The 17,738-nt window shown below is 71.4% G+C and carries 13 protein-coding genes and 1 tRNA gene; 3 read left to right on the forward strand and 11 right to left on the reverse strand.

Annotated elements, in window-relative coordinates:
• Positions 1-105: 105 nt before the first annotated feature.
• Positions 106-1,410: a hypothetical protein gene (locus KUA19_RS32890; RefSeq protein WP_217402390.1), complete on the reverse strand. Its 1,305-nt coding sequence runs from the start codon at positions 1,408-1,410 to the stop codon at positions 106-108.
• A 128-nt stretch (positions 1,411-1,538) separates the two neighbouring features.
• Positions 1,539-2,768: an FAD-dependent oxidoreductase gene (locus KUA19_RS32895; protein ID WP_217402392.1), complete on the reverse strand. Its 1,230-nt coding sequence runs from the start codon at positions 2,766-2,768 to the stop codon at positions 1,539-1,541.
• A 78-nt stretch (positions 2,769-2,846) separates the two neighbouring features.
• Here KUA19_RS32895 and KUA19_RS32900 point away from each other — a divergent pair, with 78 nt between their 5' ends.
• Positions 2,847-3,287: a MarR family winged helix-turn-helix transcriptional regulator gene (locus KUA19_RS32900; protein ID WP_217402394.1), complete on the forward strand. Its 441-nt coding sequence runs from the start codon at positions 2,847-2,849 to the stop codon at positions 3,285-3,287.
• A 175-nt stretch (positions 3,288-3,462) separates the two neighbouring features.
• Here the strand turns inward: KUA19_RS32900 and KUA19_RS32905 are convergent, their stop codons facing one another.
• From KUA19_RS32905 to KUA19_RS32925, 5 genes are all read right to left on the reverse strand, one after another.
• Entirely contained in the window at positions 3,463-4,197 is a 735-nt protein-coding gene (locus KUA19_RS32905) for a polyprenol monophosphomannose synthase (RefSeq protein ID WP_217402396.1), read from the reverse strand.
• A 37-nt stretch (positions 4,198-4,234) separates the two neighbouring features.
• Positions 4,235-4,306 (reverse strand) — tRNA-Val (locus KUA19_RS32910).
• An 82-nt stretch (positions 4,307-4,388) separates the two neighbouring features.
• On the reverse strand, positions 4,389-4,844 hold the full coding sequence (locus tag KUA19_RS32915) for a peroxiredoxin (RefSeq protein ID WP_217402398.1): 456 nt from the start codon (positions 4,842-4,844) through the stop codon (positions 4,389-4,391).
• 138 nt (positions 4,845-4,982) lie between these two features.
• Positions 4,983-5,426 (reverse strand): DUF3052 domain-containing protein, encoded by a 444-nt coding sequence (locus KUA19_RS32920; RefSeq protein ID WP_212826107.1) that lies wholly within the window; start codon positions 5,424-5,426, stop codon positions 4,983-4,985.
• A 169-nt stretch (positions 5,427-5,595) separates the two neighbouring features.
• Positions 5,596-7,917 carry a thiamine pyrophosphate-dependent enzyme gene (locus KUA19_RS32925; protein ID WP_217402400.1) on the reverse strand — a complete coding sequence of 774 codons (2,322 nt, stop codon included), beginning with the start codon at positions 7,915-7,917 and terminating at the stop codon, positions 5,596-5,598.
• 101 nt (positions 7,918-8,018) lie between these two features.
• Here KUA19_RS32925 and KUA19_RS32930 point away from each other — a divergent pair, with 101 nt between their 5' ends.
• Positions 8,019-8,924, forward strand: coding sequence for a metallophosphoesterase family protein (locus KUA19_RS32930; protein WP_217402402.1), 906 nt, complete (start codon positions 8,019-8,021; stop codon positions 8,922-8,924).
• A 135-nt stretch (positions 8,925-9,059) separates the two neighbouring features.
• Here the strand turns inward: KUA19_RS32930 and KUA19_RS32935 are convergent, their stop codons facing one another.
• From KUA19_RS32935 to KUA19_RS32950, 4 genes are all read right to left on the reverse strand, one after another.
• Positions 9,060-10,634 (reverse strand): DUF4139 domain-containing protein, encoded by a 1,575-nt coding sequence (locus KUA19_RS32935; RefSeq protein ID WP_217402403.1) that lies wholly within the window; start codon positions 10,632-10,634, stop codon positions 9,060-9,062.
• 214 nt (positions 10,635-10,848) lie between these two features.
• Complete coding sequence (locus KUA19_RS32940; RefSeq protein WP_254550490.1) at positions 10,849-13,401, reverse strand: glycoside hydrolase family 9 protein; 2,553 nt, start codon at positions 13,399-13,401, stop codon at positions 10,849-10,851.
• A 192-nt stretch (positions 13,402-13,593) separates the two neighbouring features.
• On the reverse strand, positions 13,594-13,998 hold the full coding sequence (locus tag KUA19_RS32945) for a YjbQ family protein (protein ID WP_217402407.1): 405 nt from the start codon (positions 13,996-13,998) through the stop codon (positions 13,594-13,596).
• A 195-nt stretch (positions 13,999-14,193) separates the two neighbouring features.
• Entirely contained in the window at positions 14,194-14,727 is a 534-nt protein-coding gene (locus tag KUA19_RS32950) for a hypothetical protein (protein WP_217402409.1), read from the reverse strand.
• 203 nt (positions 14,728-14,930) lie between these two features.
• On the opposite strand from KUA19_RS32950, the gene aceE reads away from it, so the two are divergent.
• A complete protein-coding gene (gene aceE / locus KUA19_RS32955; RefSeq protein WP_217402411.1) occupies positions 14,931-17,666 on the forward strand; it encodes a pyruvate dehydrogenase (acetyl-transferring), homodimeric type in 2,736 nt (911 codons plus the stop codon).
• The last annotated feature ends 72 nt before the right edge of the window (positions 17,667-17,738 follow it).

Here is a 17,738-nt window from a genome sequence, read left to right on the forward strand (position 1 = left end):
CACGATGGAAACCTCGCTGAAATCTTTCAGCAAAGTTACAATCGGCTTGCCGTCCGGTCAACGTCTAGGCAAAGGGCTGGCACGCCAGACCGGATGAAAGATGTTTCAGTGACGGTCCAGCCAGCGCGCCGAAGCCGGGACCACCAGCAGCACCACCACCACTATGGCCAGGCTGAGGACCACCGCGTGTTCAAGCAGCAGGAGTACCGGAAGGACGATCGCGAAACCCCGGGCGTCGGCCAGGGCCGTCAGCGGGGTCAGAAACGGGCACAGCGCCCAGGCCAGGCACAGGCCGGACAGGGTCAGCAGCCCGGTCCGCCCGGCCGACTCACCACGCCGCAGCGCGCGGGCGTAGGCCAGCGCCGCGACCAGGCCCACCACCGTGACCGCGATCTCGCCCAGGGTCCACAGGCGGACGAACTCCACCCCGCCCAGCAGGGATTGTCCGACCGGCTCGCCGGTGTGCCGCGCCTCCTCGGCGTCCTGCGCCGACTGGATCGCGGTCAGCGTGTCCGCGTTCACGACGGTGAGGACCATCTCGGCGGCGGTGGACAGCACGCCGAAGACCGCCCCGGCCACGGCCAGCCACGAGGCCCAGGTGATGGTCGCGGGGCGCGGCCACGGCGGCGGCACGGGCTGGGCAGCCCCCAGGTCGGCCAGCAGCCGATCGTGCTCGGCCGCCGTGCCGATCGCCGCGCGGTGCTCCGGGTGCTCGGCGTACCAGCGGATCGCGTCGGCCAACAGCACCGGATGGACGTCGTAGGCCAGACCGATCCGGGGTCGCGTCGCGGTGCCGACACCCGGCAGCCAACCGGTGGTCTCGACCAGCTCGGGCCGCGCCACCGCCAGCGTCAGCACGGACATCGGCGACACCGCCCGCGGCGGACCGCCCGGGGCCAGCGCCGCCCAGGGCACCGTACGCCGCCACCAGCCCGCCCTGATGGTGAGCCCCACCGGCTCCAGCGCAAGCCACGTCCCCTGCCAGGCCCCCGCGACGGCGATCGAGCCCACCAGCGTCAGCATGACCAGCAGCATCCCCGCGCCGAGCAGCAGGCCGGGCGCCGACGACAGCGCCCGGTCGGCCGTCATGACGAGCCAGGCCAGGCCGCCCGCGATCACGGCCCAACCCAGCAGGACGCTCACGGCCGAGAACGCCGGGGACACGTGCGGTCGGGCGAGGAAGGCCCCGTCCGCGACCGTGAACCGGGCCGGCCGATGAGCCAGGCCCGCCATGCCGACGGCGCTCAGGTTGACGGCGTTGCCGACCACGATCAGTCCGAGGAACGCCGCGAACATGACCGCGAGCGAACCGCCGCTCCACCAGCCCGGCGCGCCCACCAGCGCGAGTCCGGGCGGTACCGCGCCCAGCACCAGCGCCGCACCAGCCGCGACCAGCACGATACGGCGCATTCGGCGCCGCCCTTCCCCGTCGACCATGGCGCACTTTCTAGCAGCACCCGACAACCTCCCCGTCGGTCAGGGGCGCGCTCCCCGTCGGTCAGGGGCGCGCATGGCCGACCTCGGACCGCTGGTAGCCGCTAAGCGGGACCGCGCAGGAAGGGCGGCAGCCCGAGGGCACCGCCTCCGACGGGGCGGGGCGGGGCGAACGGAGCAGTGCGGGACTGCTCGACGGCGGCGAAGCCGTAGTCCAGCATCTGCGCCTCGTACTCCTGCTTGGCCCGCAGCAGCGGCATCGCGCCGCGCGCCGCGTCGGACAGCAGCGCGCCCAGCAGACTCGCGTCGCGCAGCGCGATGTTCGCGCCGTCGCCGCGCCCCGGCGACATGGTGTGGACCGCGTCGCCGAGCAGCGTCACCGCGGGCTCGCGCCAGAAACCCACCGGCCGCGCGGAGCTGAGCACGACCGGGAAGGTCGCGGCCGCGTCGGCCTCGGCCACGATCCGGCGTACGGCCGGATGGAAGCCCGCCACGGTCCGTGTCGCCAACGCGTGCAGCCCGGCCGCGTCCACGCCCCTGGGTAGCGGCCCGTGCACGGTCATCGTCCACGAGAAGCAGTCCTGGATGGGAGTGAGCCGCACCTGCGGCGCGAACCGCGCCACCGCCTCGGCGTACGGCGTGACCGGGCGGCAGGTGGCGACCGCGAACGCGCTGCCGTCGGCGGCCACGACCCGGTTGAAGCTGTCGACCAGCACGTCAGGGGTCGCGGCGAGCAGTTCGGGGGTGAGCGGGGTGCGGCCATACAGCGCCCAGCCCAGGTCGTCGTGCCCGGCGTCGGGCAGCAGCTGGGCGCGCACCGCCGAGCCGGTCCCGTCGGCGCCGACCAGCAGGTCGCCGGTCTCGGTCGAGCCGTCGTCGAACCGGGCCTCGACCCGGCCGTCGGCGGTGGCGGCATAGCCGCGGCAGGCCCGGCCGAAGCGCACCCCCGGCAGCTCGGCCAGCAGAATCTCCCGGAGCGTACGCCGGTTGACGCCGAAGCCGCCGTCGGTGGCGGGCGGGATGTCCTTGGCGAACCTCGGCACCAGCTGGTCGTCCATGAAAGACATCAGGCGGGCCTGGCGAATGGCGGTGGCCTGGGCGAGTTGGTACAGGTGCGGCGGCAGGCACGCGCGCAGCGCCTGGGCACCGGTGCCCTTGAGGCTGATCCGGTAGCCCTGGTCGCGGCTGTGGGCGGAGTCGTCGCGCTCGTGGACGGCGGCGCTCACGCCGCTACGGTGCAGGCTCTGGGCCAGGCAGAGACCGCCGAGGCCGCCACCGGCGATGATCACGTGCAGCGGGCTTCCTCCTCGGGCGGGGGTCATGATGTCGCTCATTCGGGTGACGATAGGCCATTAGCTGTCATGACAGCAACAGGCATGACAGCAACAGTCGCGACAGCTAAAGTCGACGGTATGGACAAACCCGCGCCCGACTTCGCCGCCCTCGGCGGCGGGTCCATGCTCCACCAGGTCTCCCGGGAACTGACCAACCTGCTGGACCGCCAGTTCGCCCAGCACGACCTGACCACCCAGCAGGCGGCCCTGCTCCTGCACGCCGCGGGCGGCCCGGTCACGCCGAGCAGCCTGCGCGGGGACCTCGGCACCGACACCGCGGGCATGACCCGGCTGGTCGACCGCCTGGCGGGCAAGGGCCTGCTGCGGCGCGCCCCACACGCCGAGGATCGACGGGCGGTCGTCATCGAGCTGACCCCGACCGGGCGGGCGCTGCTGCCGCACCTGCCGCCGATCTTCGGACGTACCGTCGGGCGGATGTTCGCCGACTTCTCCCCCGCCGAGATGACCCAGTTCAACGCGCTGCTCCGCCGCGCCCACACCAACCTCACCACCCCCTGACCCCGCGCCCCGCCCTCACGGACGGTCCGGATGCGCCGCTCACGGGCGGCCCGGATGCTGCAGTTTCGGGGAAAGTGCCGGAATCGGGGCCAAGATTCGCGCACCTTCCCCGAAACTGCAGCGCCCCCGCCGGGAGGGGCGGGGGCGCGGGCGACGAGTGTGGGGCGGGTGTGGGTCAGTTCGGCTTCTTGCCGAAGCGGAGCTTCCACGGGACCATCGCGGACTCCACCTGGACGCCCAGGCTCATCTTGGAGACGCCCTCGGCGCGCTCCTCGAATTTGATCGGCACCTCGGCGATGCGCATCCCCTGCCGCACGACGCGGTAGTTCATCTCCACCTGGAACGCATACCCGTTGCTCTGGACCGACGCGACATCGATCGCGCGCAGGGTGTCGGCGTGCCACGCCTTGAAACCGGCGGTGGCGTCCTTGACCTTGAGCTGCAGGATCGCGTTGACGTAGAAGTTCGCCCAGGCCGACAGGGCCTTGCGGTGCCAGGGCCAGTCGCTGGCCAGCGCGCCGCCGGGGACGTAGCGCGAGCCGAGCACGACGGCCGCGTCGGTGTGGGCGAGCTTGTCCAGCATGCCGGGGATGGCCGAGGTCGGGTGGGACAGGTCGGCATCCATCTGGATCACGATGTCGGCGCCCTCGTCCAGCGCCCGCGTCATGCCCGCCACGTACGCCCGGCCGAGGCCGTTCTTCTCGGTGCGGTGCAGCACGCTGACCGGGATCGGTCCGTCGACGGCCAGCTTGTCCGCGACCTCGCCGGTGCCGTCCGGCGAATTGTCGTCGACGACCAGCACGCCAAGGTTGGGGATCTTCAGCGCCGCGAGCAGGTCGACCAGCTTGGGCAGGTTATCCCGCTCGTTGAACGTCGGCACGACGACGGTGGTCTTCGGAGCGCTGGACATGATCACCTTTTGGTCTGGCCGGACTCGGCACGTGAAGTGGGCGCGGCAGGGTTCGAACCTGCGACCCTCCGCTTGTAAGGCGGATGCTCTCCCGCTGAGCTACGCGCCCGGTGGGCAGGCGCCCGCACGGAACCCGGACATCCTACCTGACGGTGCGCCGAGATCTCGAAACCCCGGCGCACCGGAAGAGATCACAGCGCGGCGAGGGCCTTGCGCCAGCCGTCCTGATCGCGAGCCTCACCGGGCAGGTTCATCTCGGCGTACCGGACGACGCCATCGCGGTCGACCACGAAGGTGCCCCGGTTGGCGAACCCGCGCTCGTCGTTGAAGACGCCGTACGCCTGGGCCACCGCGCCGTGCGGCCAGAAGTCGGCCAGCAGCGGGAAGTCGTAACCCTGCTGGTCGGCCCACACCTTGTGGGCGAAGACGGAGTCGACGCTGACCGACAGGACCTGGGTCGTGTCGTTGGCGAAGTCGCCGATGTTGTCGCGGACCGAGCACAGTTCGCCCTGGCAGATGCCGGTGAAGGCGAGCGGGTAGAACACCAGCAGCACGTTCTTGGCGCCGCGGAAGTCCGACAGCCGCACTTCCTGGTTGTTCTGGTCCTTGAGCACGAAGTCCGGTGCCTGCGTCCCGACCTCGATCATGGTGATTCCCCCAAAAACCTTCGGCGGCTGCTGCCTCCGGCGCGGGCAGAGCCGCCCGCCGACCGCGCCGCAGATCATGGTCGCAGGCGTGATTGGCGGCCTGCCGGGTGGGGCAGGCCGCTACGACGGCGGCCGACGTCAACGCTTGGGTGCGCGCGCCGCCTTCGGTGCCACCAACCGCGCCGCGCTCCAGTCCTTGCCGGCGCTGAGGGTGGAAGTCTGGGTAAGTCCGGCGGTGGGTGCCGCCTCGGCGATCTCGCTCGGCTCGACGTGTCCGGGCCGGCCCGACTTGGGCGTCAGCAGCCACACCACGCCGCTCTCGGCGAGCGGGGCGATCGAGTCGACGAGCAGGTCGACCAGATCCCCGTCGTCCTCGCGGTACCACACCAGCACCGCGTCGACGACCTCGTCGGTGTCCTCGTCAACCAGGTCTGATCCGCATGCGTCGGCCAGGGCGTCACGGAGCTCGAAGTCGACGTCGTCGTCGTACCCCATCTCCATGACCACCATGTCCGGCTCGATACCGAACCGGTCCGCCAGGCTGCGTACGCCCTCGGCGGCCTGACCAGCGGTCGCGCTCACTGTCGCGTGCCTCCTCTTCCGTTCGTGCACGCCCGCCCAGTCGGCGGGTTCACGTGCCCTTTGCGTTCTGTTGCCATTGTCGTCGGCGTCACAGCCGACTGCCGGTAGTCCACACAGTTCTAGCCCCCAGCGCAAGTGGCGCACCGCGCGGGTTCGTAAAAAGGGCCCGCTACGCCGCCAGGAGGGCCCGCGCGGCGCGCTCGATCGCGTCCTCGCCGACCAGGACATGGTCGGCGGCGGGGCCAAGCGGCAGGAAGGTGTCGACGGCCGCGATACGGCGCGCCAGGCCCACGTACCCGGCGTCGACCAGGGTCGCGAGCACCCCCTCGGCGACGCCTCCGGTACGGCGGGTCTCGTCGACGACCAGCACCCGGCCGGTGGCGGCGGCCTCGCGGACGATGTCGGCGACCGGCAGCGGAGCCAGCCAGCGCAGGTCCACCACGCGGCAGCCGTGACCCGCCTCGGCCAGCCGGGCGGCGACCCGCAGCGACATGCGTACGCCGTTGCCGAAGGTGATGATGGTCAGCTCGTCGGTGGGCCCGAAGCTGTAGCCGCGGGCGCGGCCGACGGGCACGTGCGTGTCGCCCCAGCGCGCGGGCGGGACGTACGGCGCGGCCCAGCCGCCGTCGCCGTCGTGGTGCAGGTCACGGGTGTGATAGAGCGCGATCGGCTCCAGGAACACGCTGACGGTCCCGTCGACCTCGGCCGCGGCGACGCAGGTGCGCAGCATCGCGGCGGCGTCGTCGGGCCGGGCGGGGGCGGCGACGACCAGGCCCGGGATGTCGCGCAGCACCGCCACCGAGTGGTCGTTGTGGAAGTGCCCGCCGAAGCCCTTCTGGTACGCCAGCCCGGCGATGCGGACCACCATCGGGTTGCGATACGCCCCCTGTGAGAAGAACCGCATGCTGGCGGCCTCGCCACGCAGCTGGTCCTCGGCATTGTGCAGGTACGCCAGGTACTGGATCTCCGGGATCGGCAGCATTCCGCCCAGCCCGGCGCCCAGCCCGAGGCCGAGGATGGACGTCTCGTCCAGCAGCGTGTCGAACACCCGGGCCGGGCCGAACCGGTCGCGCAGCCCCTTGGTCACCCCGTAGACGCCGCCCTTGCGGGCCACGTCCTCGCCGAACACCAGCGCCTGCGGGTGCGTCACCAGCAGGTCGGTGAGGGTGGCGTTGATGCTCTGGGCCAGGGTCTGCCCGCCGCCGCGCTCGGGTGGGGTGCCGCCGAACGCGTCGGCACGAGCGGCCAGCAGTGCGCCCGCGGCACGTTCCCCCGCCCGGGTGACACTGCGGGCCACCCGCAGCGGGCGGCGCGGCGCCAGCGGGGCGACCACCTCGGCGGCCGAGGCCAGCTTGGGTTCCTCGCGCACCTGGGCGGCGGCGTGCTGGACCCGCCAGCCGATCTCGTCGTACCGGCTGAGCAGCTCCAGCGCGGTGGCCTGGCCGGAGTCGATGAGCAGCCGGGCGGTGCGCAGCAGCGGGTCCAGTGCCAGGTCGTGCTCGATCTCGGCCGGGGCGCGGTAGGCCAGCTCGGCGTCGGCTCCCGCGTGGCCCATCAGCCGGACCGTACGCAGGTGCAGCACGGCCGGGCGGCGATGACGGCGCACCCAGGCGACCGCGGAGCGGGCCACCGCGTACGTCTGCGCCAGGTCGCACCCGTCGGCGTGGTGATAGCGCAGGCCGGGGCGGGCCTTGAGGGCGGCGCCGACCCATCCGGCGGGTGAGCGGACGCTGATGCCCAGCCCGTTGTCCTCGCACACGAACAGCAGCGGCAGCCGCAGCCCGGTGAAGTCCGACCAGCCCGCCGTGTTGAACGCGGCGGTGGCGGAGGCGTGGTTGACCGAGGCGTCACCGAACGAGCAGACCGCGATCGCGTCGCGCGGCCACGGCGGCAGCGGTGTGTCGAGCTCGGGGGCGGCGTGCCGCCCGGCCCGCAGCGCGTCCCCGCCCTGCCTGGCCCGCTCGATCGCGAAGGCCAGCCCGACCGCGCGCGGCAGGTGCGAGGCGATGGTCGAGGTGGTCGGGATGATGTTCAGCTCGGTGCTGCCGAAGACCTTGTGCCGCCCGCCCGCGATCGGCTCGGCGGCGCTGGCCACGATGCCGCGCAGCACGTCGCGGATCGGGTCGACCTTGCCCTCGGGCAGCTGCCCGGCGCGGGCGCAGTAGAACGCGCCGGAGCGGTAGTGCAGCAGCGCCGGGTCGGTGGGGCGCAGTGCGGCGGCGACGGCCGCGTTGCCCTCGTGCCCGGCCGAGCCGATGGTGTAGAAGCCCGCCCCGTCGGCGCGCAGGCGGCGCGCGGCGAGGTCGAGGTGGCGGCTGGTGACCTGGGCGTCGAACAGCTCACGGGCCTGGGCGGCGGTCAGCCCGCTGTCGCCGCGCACCGTCGCATGGGGATCGGCGGCCGGGGTCGTGGTGGGCTGGGTGGACCAGGCTGTCAGCGCGCCACGGAACCGTTCGTCGAGATCATGAGAGGTGCTCACGCTGCACAGCATGACCCAGGAGGGTGACAGGCAACCAGTCGGATCGCGGATCGGACACGCGTGGCGGCCTGGCGAAATACCCTTATTGTCGGGTTCCTGACGATAATCGGGCCATGGCGAAACCTTGTCCCCCGATGATGTTCACCCTGCTCGGCGCCGGACTGCTGGCGCTCACCGCCGTACCGGCGGCAGCGGGACCAGACCACGCGAAGAACGCCGACGTACCGGCGGTGCTCGTCGGCGCCGGCGACATCGGCAGCTGCGCCAGCGACGGCGACGAGATCACGGCCAAGCTGCTCGACAGGATTCCGGGCACCGTGTTCACCCTCGGCGACAACGCGTACGTCGCGGGCACCGCGGCCCAGTTCCAGAAGTGCTACGAGCCGTACTGGGGGCGGCACCGCGACCGCACCCGGCCCACGATCGGCAACCACGACTCCCGTACCGACGAGGGCGACCCGTACTACGACTACTTCGGCAAGGCGGCCGGGCCGAAGGGCAAGGGCTGGTACTCGTACGAGCTGAACGGCTGGCAGGTGCTGGTGCTCAACTCCACCTGCGACCTCGTCGACTGCGACGCCGACTCCGAGCAGCTGGAGTGGCTGGCCGACGAGCTGTCCGACAGCGACGCCAAGTGCCAGGTCGCGATGTTCCACCACCCGTACTTCACCTCGGGCAGCAAGCACCACTCGGAGCCGCGGGTCAAGCCGTTCTGGGACGTGCTCTACAAGCACGGCGTCGACGTGGTCCTCAACGGCCACAACCACAACTACGAGCGGTTCGCGCCGCAGAACCCCGACGGCAAGGCCGACGCCGACGGCATCGCCGAGTTCATCGTGGGTACGGGCGGCGGCGGCCTCAACGGCTTCGGCCACCACGCGGCCGCCAATTCGCAGGCCCGCGACGCCAAGGACTTCGGCGTACTGAAGCTGAGCCTGCACGAGGACGGCTACGACTGGAAGTTCGTCGCCCAGCCCGGCTCCACGTTCACCGACACCGGCAGCGCCGACTGCCACTGAGCCGCCGCCGGTCGCGGACCGCTCGGTGCCATCCACCGAGCCGTCGGCGGTTGCAGACCGCTCGGTGCCATCCGTAGCGAAGGCGAAGGATGGCACCGATTAAGGTCGCAGAGCCGACGGCTCGGACAAGTCAGTTCAGTCGCGCCAGCCAGCGATCTCGACGCCCTTGGCGGACTCCACCCGCAGGCCGAACTGGATCTCGGCGGTGGTGCCGGGCTGCAGGGCCAGCTTCCAGGTGAGCACGCCCAGGTCGGAGCGCTCGGCGGGCTCGGGCTTGGCGTGCAGCTCACGTACCGCGATCTGCGCGTCGCGGGAGACCGGCAGCTGGTCGAGCACGGTCATCGCGACCGGGCGCGGGCTGTGGTTGGTGATAGTGATCTTGTATTCGGCGTCGGTGCGCCGGGTCGAACCGAGCGTGGCCTTGCTCGCGGCCCGGCGCACCAGCTCCCGCTCCACCCGAACCCGGTCGTCGACGCCCAGCGCCAGCTCGCGCTCCTCCAGCGGCGCCCACGGCTCCAGCCGGGTCGAGCCGACGAAGTCGCCCTCGTGGAACAGTGCGGCCTGGCCGGGCGGCAGTGTGTGCCCGGAGGTGTTGCGCACCGTGGCCCGCAGGGTCGCCTCCTGGGCGCGTACCGGGGCGGTGATGTGGTCGAGCTTGGCCTCCAGATCGAAGTTCGCGATCAGGGTGCGGTGCGCGGTGCCGTCGGCGGGCACGGCCACCGGCTTGAGCGGGGTGTACGTCGCCGCGACCGGCCCCTCCTCCACCGCCGCGCTGGTCTCCCGCACCGCGGCCCGCGCCTTCGGCATGACGGCCTGCATCGGGGCCGCACCCGGGGCCGGGGCGGGCATCGCCGCGGCGGCCATCGGCGCCCCGCCCACCGGCATGCCGAACAGCTGCGGCGGGGCCGGGTGGAACACGTCGACGAACCATGGGTCGAGCTCGGGCACGGTCAGCGCGCCCGCCGGGCGGGCCGTGGACAGGCGCAGCTGGCACTCGGGCCAGTCCTCGCCGGTGCGCTGGGTGATCATGCCGTGCCAGGTCAGGGCGAGCCGGTCGTCGGCCAGGCGCAGGTCGTACCCACTGGTCCAGCTCGCGCCCGGGACCAGGTAGGTCAGCTCCAGCTCGACCTCGCCGCCGCCCTCGTCGACCTCCAGCAGGATCTCGGCCAGCAGGCGGTCGGGGCGGGCGCTGCCGCGCAGGTCCATCAGCCGCCGCTCGACGGCCTCGCGCCGCTTGTGCAGTTCCGTGCGCTCCTGCTCGCGCAGGCGGCGGTCGCGGTGCAGCGCGGTCAGCTGCTCGTCCAGGCCGTCGGCGAACCGGGCCGCCGCGGCGACCTCGCCCGCGGCCAGGTTGCCCGCGCCGCGCATCGCCAGCCGGGCCAGGAACCGCTCGCGGGACACGGCCACGGTGTCGGCGTCGAGCAACTCCCCGACCCGGGCCTCGATCTCGCGCAGCTGCGCCTCCAGCGCCGCCACGGAGGCGTCGTCGCTGACGGCTTCGCGTCGGGTGATCACGTTGACCCCGGCAACCGCGGCCGGGCCGTGCCCGGAGACCCGCACGGAGTCGCGCAGCAGGCCCAGCGGCAACGGTCCACAGGGGACCCGGTGCTCACCGGCGGGCAGGGTCACGGTGCCACGGCGGGTGACCCGGGCGCGGTCGGGGAAGACCGTGACGGCCACGATCGGTGCGTCGAGGGATTCGAGGCTCATAAGCTGAGGCTACCGAAACGTAACCAGCGCTCGCGGCGCAACAGGGTCGCGGGCGTGCTCGCCGGGCGGACGAGTCGATCAGGAAGCCGTGCTCTCGACACGCCGTCGAGCCGTGCCACAAGTTCATGATCGGCGGGGAAAGGGGCGGGGGGGGGGGGGGGGGGGGGGGGGGCGCCCCCCCCCCGCCCCGGTTTTCCAGGGGAGGAGCGATGGTTCAGGAGCAGGCGGCGCCGTTCAGGGTGAACAGGGCCGGGTCCGGGTTGGCGCCGGTGGCCGGGTCGCCGATGAACCCGAAGGTCACCGACTGGCCGGGGGCGATGACCTTGTTGTACGCCAGGTTGCTCGCGCTGACCTGCGCACCGGACTGGGCGAACCCGGCGCTCCAGCTGCTGTCGATCGACTGGCCGCCCAGGAACGACCAGCGCAGCGTCCACCCGTTGATCGAGGTGGTGCCGGTGTTCTTGAGGGTGATCTGGGTGTTGAAGCCGTCGGCCCACTGCGCGTGCTTGGTGTAGGTCACCTTGCACTTGGCCGCGGCCGGGGCGGCACCGTCACCCTGACCGGCCAGGAACGAGGCGATCCAGGCCAGCGGGGCGTTCCAGTTGATCGTCAGCTCGTTGGTCGACCACGAGTCGATCGAGTCGATGTAGCAGAACTGGCCCGTGCAGCCGGTCAGTTTCTGCTGCGCGACCGGGTCCTGGATGGACGAGTTCGGACCGCCCGACAGGGTGCCCTTGGGCGGGTTGGGCAGGTCGGGGTTGAGCGAGTGGGAGTACCACCGGCTGTGCTGGTTGTGCGAGTTCACCTCGCCGTAGCCGGTGACATAGGACATGTTCAGGGCGTTGCGGCCCAGCACGTAGTCCATGCCGCGGGCGACGGCCTCGGCGTACTGGCGCTGGCCGGTGATGTCGTAGGCGGCCGCCAGCACGATCATGTTGTTGATGATCCCGCTGTTGGAGCCCCAGTCGTAGGAGTTGTTCGCCGGGGCGTACGGCACGCCGTACGGGTGAGCGGTCCCGTCGGTGAGGTACCTGTCGGCACCGGCCACAACCGAGGCGCGCACGGCGGCCCGGTTCGGCAGGGCGCTGGGCAGGGTGGCCAGGTCGATGCGGCCCAACGCCGCCACGCCCTGCCAGCCGAAGCCGCCGCCGCTCCAGATGTCGGACGTGTGCAGCGGCGAGGCGGTGACCGCGTCGCGGAACTGGTTCTCGCCCGTGGTCAGGTACAGCTCCGCCGCCGCCCAGTAGAACTCGTCGGTGACGTTGACGTCGTCGTACGTGCCGCCGCCGGTGCCGTCGGCGGTGCTCGCGTAGATCGCCGGATGGGCCAACGCCGCCGCGTAGGCGGTGCGGGCCGCGGCCAGGCTGCGCGCGGCGAAGGCGGGGTCGTACGAGGCGTACACGCGCGCGGCCTGCGCGGCCGTGGCGGCCAGGTTCAGCGTCGCCGCCGTCGACGGCGGGTGCAGCTCGCGCAGCTTGTCGTCGCGGTCGGGCAGCAGCGGCAGGCCGGTCCACTCGCTGTCGTGGATCTTGTGGTGGGCCATGCCCGCCAGCGGCTTGCCCGCGGGCACCTGCATCTTGAGCAGGAACTCCATCTCCCAGCGAGCCTCGTCCAGGATGTCCGGCACGCCGTTGCCACTCTCGGGCGTGTTGAGCTGCCCGTCGGTGAACGGCGCCTGGCCGCTGGCGGCGTACTTGCCCCGCTCGAACTCGTTGAGCAGCTGGAACACCGAGATGCCACCGTTCACGACGTACTTGCCGTGGTCGCCCGCGTCGTACCAGCCGCCGGAGACGTCCAGGCGGTAGTCGCAGACGCCCGGCTGGCAAGGTACCGAGACGTCACCGGTGTTCGGGGCCACGCCGACGTGACCGGCCGGGCGGCCGTAGCCGGGGCGCAGCTCGTTCGAGATGGCGATGCCGGAGCGCTGCGGGTAGAAGAACTTCAGCGCGTCGTCGCGCAGCCCGGCGTAGAGGTCGCCGCCGAGGTCGAACGGGCGGCTGGTCTCACCGTCGGCGACCAGGGTGTATCCGGTCCCGGCCACCGCGTACGAGCTGAAGTCGATCGACTGCACGTTCTGCCCGGAGCTGGCGTCCACGCCGCGCGGGGTGGTGCTGCCACTGGCCACGACCGTGCCGCCGCTGTTCTTCAGCTGCCACGGCAGGGCGGCGGTGGCGTCGGTGACCAGGGTGGCGCCCTTCGGGCCCTTGGTCAGGTAGCCGACCTGGTTGACCCGCACCCGCGGGCCGGTGTCCGGCTGGTATACCTCGGGCGCGGCGCCGCCCTTGAGGGAGATGTCGTCCAGGCAGAGCCGCCAGGGGGAGGCACTGCCACCGATCTGAAACGCCACCTGCGCGTTCGGTAGGGAGACGGGCGCGGTGAAGGTGTACGAGTAGCCGGTGGCAGTGCCCGTCATCAGCGGATTCGCGGCCAGGAACTGGGTCCACGGATCCACCGGCAGCTGGATGAGCGCCTTGCCGACCTTGTCCGGCGTGGCGCTCGCCTTGAAGCTGTACTGGTAGGTCTCACCCGCGACCAGCGGGATGTTGTCCTGCCCGATGATGACGTCCCACGGGTTGACGGTGTTCCCGGGGATGTCGGCGCACAGCTGGCCGCCGCTGGAGTCGAGCACGATGTTGCTGGTCCCCCACCACGGGGCGTGCCCGGAGTCGAAGGTGCCGTTGACGATCTGCTCGGGCGGGTCGGCTGACGCGCCGGCCGCGGTGAGGCTCGTGGCGACGAGCCCGGCCACCGCCGCGATGGCGATCAGAACGGGTTTGCGCACTGAAGTTCCTTTCGATGAAGCGATCGGGTGGTGCATCGAAAGAGGCACGGAAGGCGGTCTCACCTGCGTTTTCACGCCGAGCAAGATGGGAGCGCTCCCATTCGTGCGGATGAATTATTGCCGTAGCGTTTCCGGAGTGTCAATCGGCCGCCCGGCCGGGCGCCACCCGGGCCAGGGTCAGCCCGCGACAAACGAGAAACGGACCTGCCGGGTCGGGTTGTCGCCGTTGGTGTCCACCAGGCAGATCGACTGCCAGGTGCCCAGCATGATGCGGCCGCCGAGCACCGGCAGGGTGGCGTACGGCGCCACGAAGGCGGGCAGCACGTGGTCGCGCCCATGCCCGGCGGACCCGTGCCGGTGCCGCCAGCGGTCGTCGGCGGGCAGTACGTGCTCCAGCGCCGTGAGCAGGTCGTCGTCACTGCCCGCACCGGTCTCGATGATCGCCACCCCGGCGGTCGCGTGCGGCACGAAGACATGCAGAAGTCCGTCACCCCGGTCGGCGGTGAAAGTTTCCGCCTGGGCGGTCAGATCCACCACGCTCGGGCGGGATCCGGTGCGCACGGTGATCACGATGCTGTCCATGCCGACCACCGTACGCACCCCCTTCCCGCATCCGCCGGAGCCGCCGACCCACCCCATGACCACCTGAGTTGCCGGGCAATCGGGCACTCGGACCGCCCCGATACGCACGATTGCCAGGCAACTCCAACGATCTCGGCCCACGAGGCGGGACCGGTCGCCCGATTGCCTGGCAACTCGCGCGGAAAGGGGGGCGGGTCAGTCGCCGCCACCGCCATCGCCGCCACCGTCGCCGCCGCCGTCTCCTCCGTCTGAGTCGCCGCCGTCCGAGTCGTCGCCGGAGTCGTCGTCATGGTGGTGGTCGTGGTCGTGGTGGCCGCCACCCCGCCTGTGGCGACGGCGGCGGGCGAACAGCAGGCTCAGCCCGACCAGCGCGATGATCGGGGCGGCGATGCCCGCGACCTTGGCCGCGCCGCTCGGGGGCAGGAAGGCGTAGTCCTCGATGCCGGGGATGACGTACGCGCCGGCGCCGGTCTTCGCGGACAGCCGCTGCTCGACGTCGGTACCGACCAGGCGGCCCTGCCGACGCTGGTTGTCGTGGCTCCAGGTGGCTTCGCAGTGGCGGTGGATGCCCGCGAAGGGTGGCGCGCCGAACGGCGCCGAGCAGCCGCGGCCGACGATGGACAGCGCGGTGACGGGGTCACCGCCCACCTCGGCTACCAGCGGGAAGGTCGTGTTGACCACGAGCAGGCCGCCCCAGAGGAACAGGAGCAGGCCGAGGAGTCTTCGCATGCGCGGCACGCTAATCGATCAGATCCGCTGTATCCGTGCCGCCGTCGCCCATCCGACCCAAAAGTTACTGTTCAGTAGGCGTGTCGGGGATCGCACCGAGCAGCGGTACGCGTGACGAATGCCCCGCCGAAGGGGCAGGATGGGGCGAACAGACAACTTCTGTTGGCAAGACCGACCATCACTACAACTACGAGGGAACGCCTGTGGCCACCGAACGCAAGCGCCCGGTGATCAGCGACGGCCTGCCGAGCCAGCTCCCGGATATCGACCCCGAGGAGACGGCGGAGTGGGTTGAGTCGCTCGACGGAGTGATCGACGAACGCGGCGCCAAACGCGCCCGCTACGTCATGTTGCGGCTGTTGGAGCGTGCCCGTGAACGCCAGGTCGGCGTTCCGCCACTGACCACCACTGACTACATCAACACCATTCCCAGTGAGCGCGAGCCCTGGTTCCCGGGCGACGAGAACGTCGAACGCCGGCTGCGCGCGTACATCCGCTGGAACGCCGCGATGACCGTGCACCGGGCTCAGCGCCCCGGCATCGGCGTCGGCGGCCACATCTCGACCTTCGCCTCGTCGGCGTCGCTGTACGAGGTCGGCTTCAACCACTTCTTCCGCGGCAAGAACCACCCCGGCGGCGGCGACCACATCTTCTACCAGGGGCACGCGTCCCCCGGCATGTACGGGCGCGCCTACCTCGAGGGGCGGCTGACCGAGCACCAGCTCGACGGGTTCCGCCAGGAGCTGTCGCACCCGGGTGGCGGCCTGCCGTCGTACCCGCACCCGCGCCTGATGCCGGACTTCTGGGAGTTCCCGACGGTGTCCATGGGCCTGGGCGGCCTGAACGCGATCTACCAGGCGCGGTTCAACCGCTACCTGCACCACCGCAACATCAAGGACACCTCCGACCAGCGAGTATGGTCGTTCCTCGGCGACGGCGAGATGGACGAGCCGGAGACCCTGGGCGCGATCGGCCTGGCCGCGCGCGAGGAGCTGGACAACCTCACCTTCGTGATCAACTGCAACCTGCAGCGGCTCGACGGCCCGGTGCGCGGCAACGGCAAGGTCATGCAGGAGCTGGAGGCGTTCTTCCGGGGCGCCGGCTGGAATGTCATCAAGGTCGTCTGGGGCCGTGAGTGGGACCCGCTGCTGGCCGCCGACACCGACGGTGCGCTGGTCAACCTGATGAACACCACGCCCGACGGTGACTACCAGACCTACAAGGCGGAGTCCGGGGCGTACGTGCGCGAGCACTTCTTCGGACGCGACCCGCGCACGCGCAAGATGGTCGAGCACATGTCCGACGACGAGATCTGGGGTCTCAAGCGCGGCGGGCACGACTACCGCAAGCTCTACGCGGCGTACAAGGCGGCGACCGAGCACACCGGCCAGCCGACCGTGATCCTCGCCAAGACGATCAAGGGCTGGACGCTGGGCTCGCACTTCGAGGGCCGCAACGCCACGCACCAGATGAAGAAGCTGACGCTGGACGACCTGAAGACGTTCCGCGACCGCCTCTACCTGGACATCCCGGACTCGGTCCTGGAGGCCAACCCGTACGAGCCGCCGTACTACAAGCCGGACGCCAAGAGCGACGAGATGGCGTACCTGCTGGAGCGCCGGGCGGCGCTGGGCGGTTCGCTGCCGTCGCGCAACACCAAGTACACGGCGCTGCAGCTGCCCGAGCACAAGGTGTACGCGGACCTGAAGAAGGGCTCCGGCAAGCAGAAGATCGCCACCACGATGGCGTTCGTCCGCCTGTTCAAGGACCTGATGAAGGACAAGCAGATCGGCCACCGCTGGGTGCCGATCATCCCGGACGAGGCGCGCACCTTCGGCATGGACTCGCTGTTCCCGACGGCGAAGATCTACTCGCCGCACGGCCAGCAGTACACCGCAGTGGACCGCGAGCTGTTCCTGTCGTACAAGGAGTCGACGGCCGGGCAGATCCTGCACGAGGGCATCAACGAGGCGGGCTCGATCGCCTCGTTCACCGCGGTGGGCAGCTCGTACAGCACCCACGGCGAGCCGATGATCCCGGTCTACATCTTCTACTCGATGTTCGGCTGGCAGCGCACCGCCGACGGCCTGTGGGCCGCGGCCGACCAGATGACGCGCGGCTTCCTGCTGGGCGCCACCGCCGGTCGCACCACCCTGAACGGTGAGGGCCTGCAGCACGAGGACGGCCACTCGCACCTGATCGCGGCGACGAACCCGGCCGCGGTCGCGTACGACCCGGCGTTCGGCTTCGAGATCTCGCACATCGTCGAGGACGGCCTGCGCCGCATGTACGGCGAGTCGCCGGAGGACGTCTTCTACTACCTCACGGTGTACAACGAGCCGTACGTGCACCCGGCCCAGCCGGAGGGCATCGACGTGCAGGGCCTGCTCAAGGGCCTGTACCGGTACTCGTCCGGCCCGGCGCAGGGCCCGAAGGCGCAGATCATGGCCTCCGGCGTGGGCATGCAGTGGGCGATCAAGGCCCAGCAGCTGCTCGCCGAGGACTGGGGCGTGTCGGCCGACGTCTGGTCGGCGACCAGCTGGACCGAGCTGCGCCGCGACGCGGTCGAGGCGGAGCGGTTCAACCTGCTGCACCCGGACCAGCCCGCGAAGGTGCCGTACGTGACCCGGGTGCTGGAAGGCGCCCCGGGCCCGAAGGTGGCCGTCTCCGACTGGATGCGGGCCGTCCCGGACCTGATCTCGCGCTGGGTGCCCGGCGACTACACCTCGCTCGGCACGGACGGCTTCGGCATGTCCGACACCCGCTCGGCGCTGCGCCGCCACTTCAACGTGGACGCGGAGTCGATCGTGGTGGCGGTGCTGTCGCAGCTGGCCCGCGCCGGTGAGGTGCCCGCCACGGCGCCCGCCGAGGCGTTCCGCAAGTACGCCATCGACGACGTGACCGCGGCCCCGGCCGGCGAGACCGGCGGCGACTCCTAAGCAGTACCTGTCGCGGGGGGGGGGCCCGGGAGGGGGGGGGGGACCACAACACCGCGGGGGACCCGCGGGGGA

This window comes from Catellatospora tritici, assembly GCF_019083965.1.
Taxonomy (GTDB): Bacteria; Actinomycetota; Actinomycetes; order Mycobacteriales; family Micromonosporaceae; genus Catellatospora; species Catellatospora tritici.

Coding starts and splice junctions, on each gene's coding strand:
- KUA19_RS32950 (WP_217402409.1), bottom strand. CDS start 14,727: ATGCGAAGACTCCTCGGCCTGCTCCTGTTCCTCTGGGGCGGCCTGCTC.
- KUA19_RS32915 (WP_217402398.1), bottom strand. CDS start 4,844: ATGATCGAGGTCGGGACGCAGGCACCGGACTTCGTGCTCAAGGACCAG.
- KUA19_RS32890 (WP_217402390.1), bottom strand. CDS start 1,410: ATGCGCCGTATCGTGCTGGTCGCGGCTGGTGCGGCGCTGGTGCTGGGC.
- KUA19_RS32945 (WP_217402407.1), bottom strand. CDS start 13,998: ATGGACAGCATCGTGATCACCGTGCGCACCGGATCCCGCCCGAGCGTG.
- KUA19_RS32930 (WP_217402402.1), top strand. CDS start 8,019: ATGGCGAAACCTTGTCCCCCGATGATGTTCACCCTGCTCGGCGCCGGA.
- KUA19_RS32925 (WP_217402400.1), bottom strand. CDS start 7,917: ATGCTGTGCAGCGTGAGCACCTCTCATGATCTCGACGAACGGTTCCGT.
- KUA19_RS32900 (WP_217402394.1), top strand. CDS start 2,847: ATGGACAAACCCGCGCCCGACTTCGCCGCCCTCGGCGGCGGGTCCATG.
- KUA19_RS32905 (WP_217402396.1), bottom strand. CDS start 4,197: ATGTCCAGCGCTCCGAAGACCACCGTCGTCGTGCCGACGTTCAACGAG.
- KUA19_RS32895 (WP_217402392.1), bottom strand. CDS start 2,768: ATGAGCGACATCATGACCCCCGCCCGAGGAGGAAGCCCGCTGCACGTG.
- KUA19_RS32935 (WP_217402403.1), bottom strand. CDS start 10,634: ATGAGCCTCGAATCCCTCGACGCACCGATCGTGGCCGTCACGGTCTTC.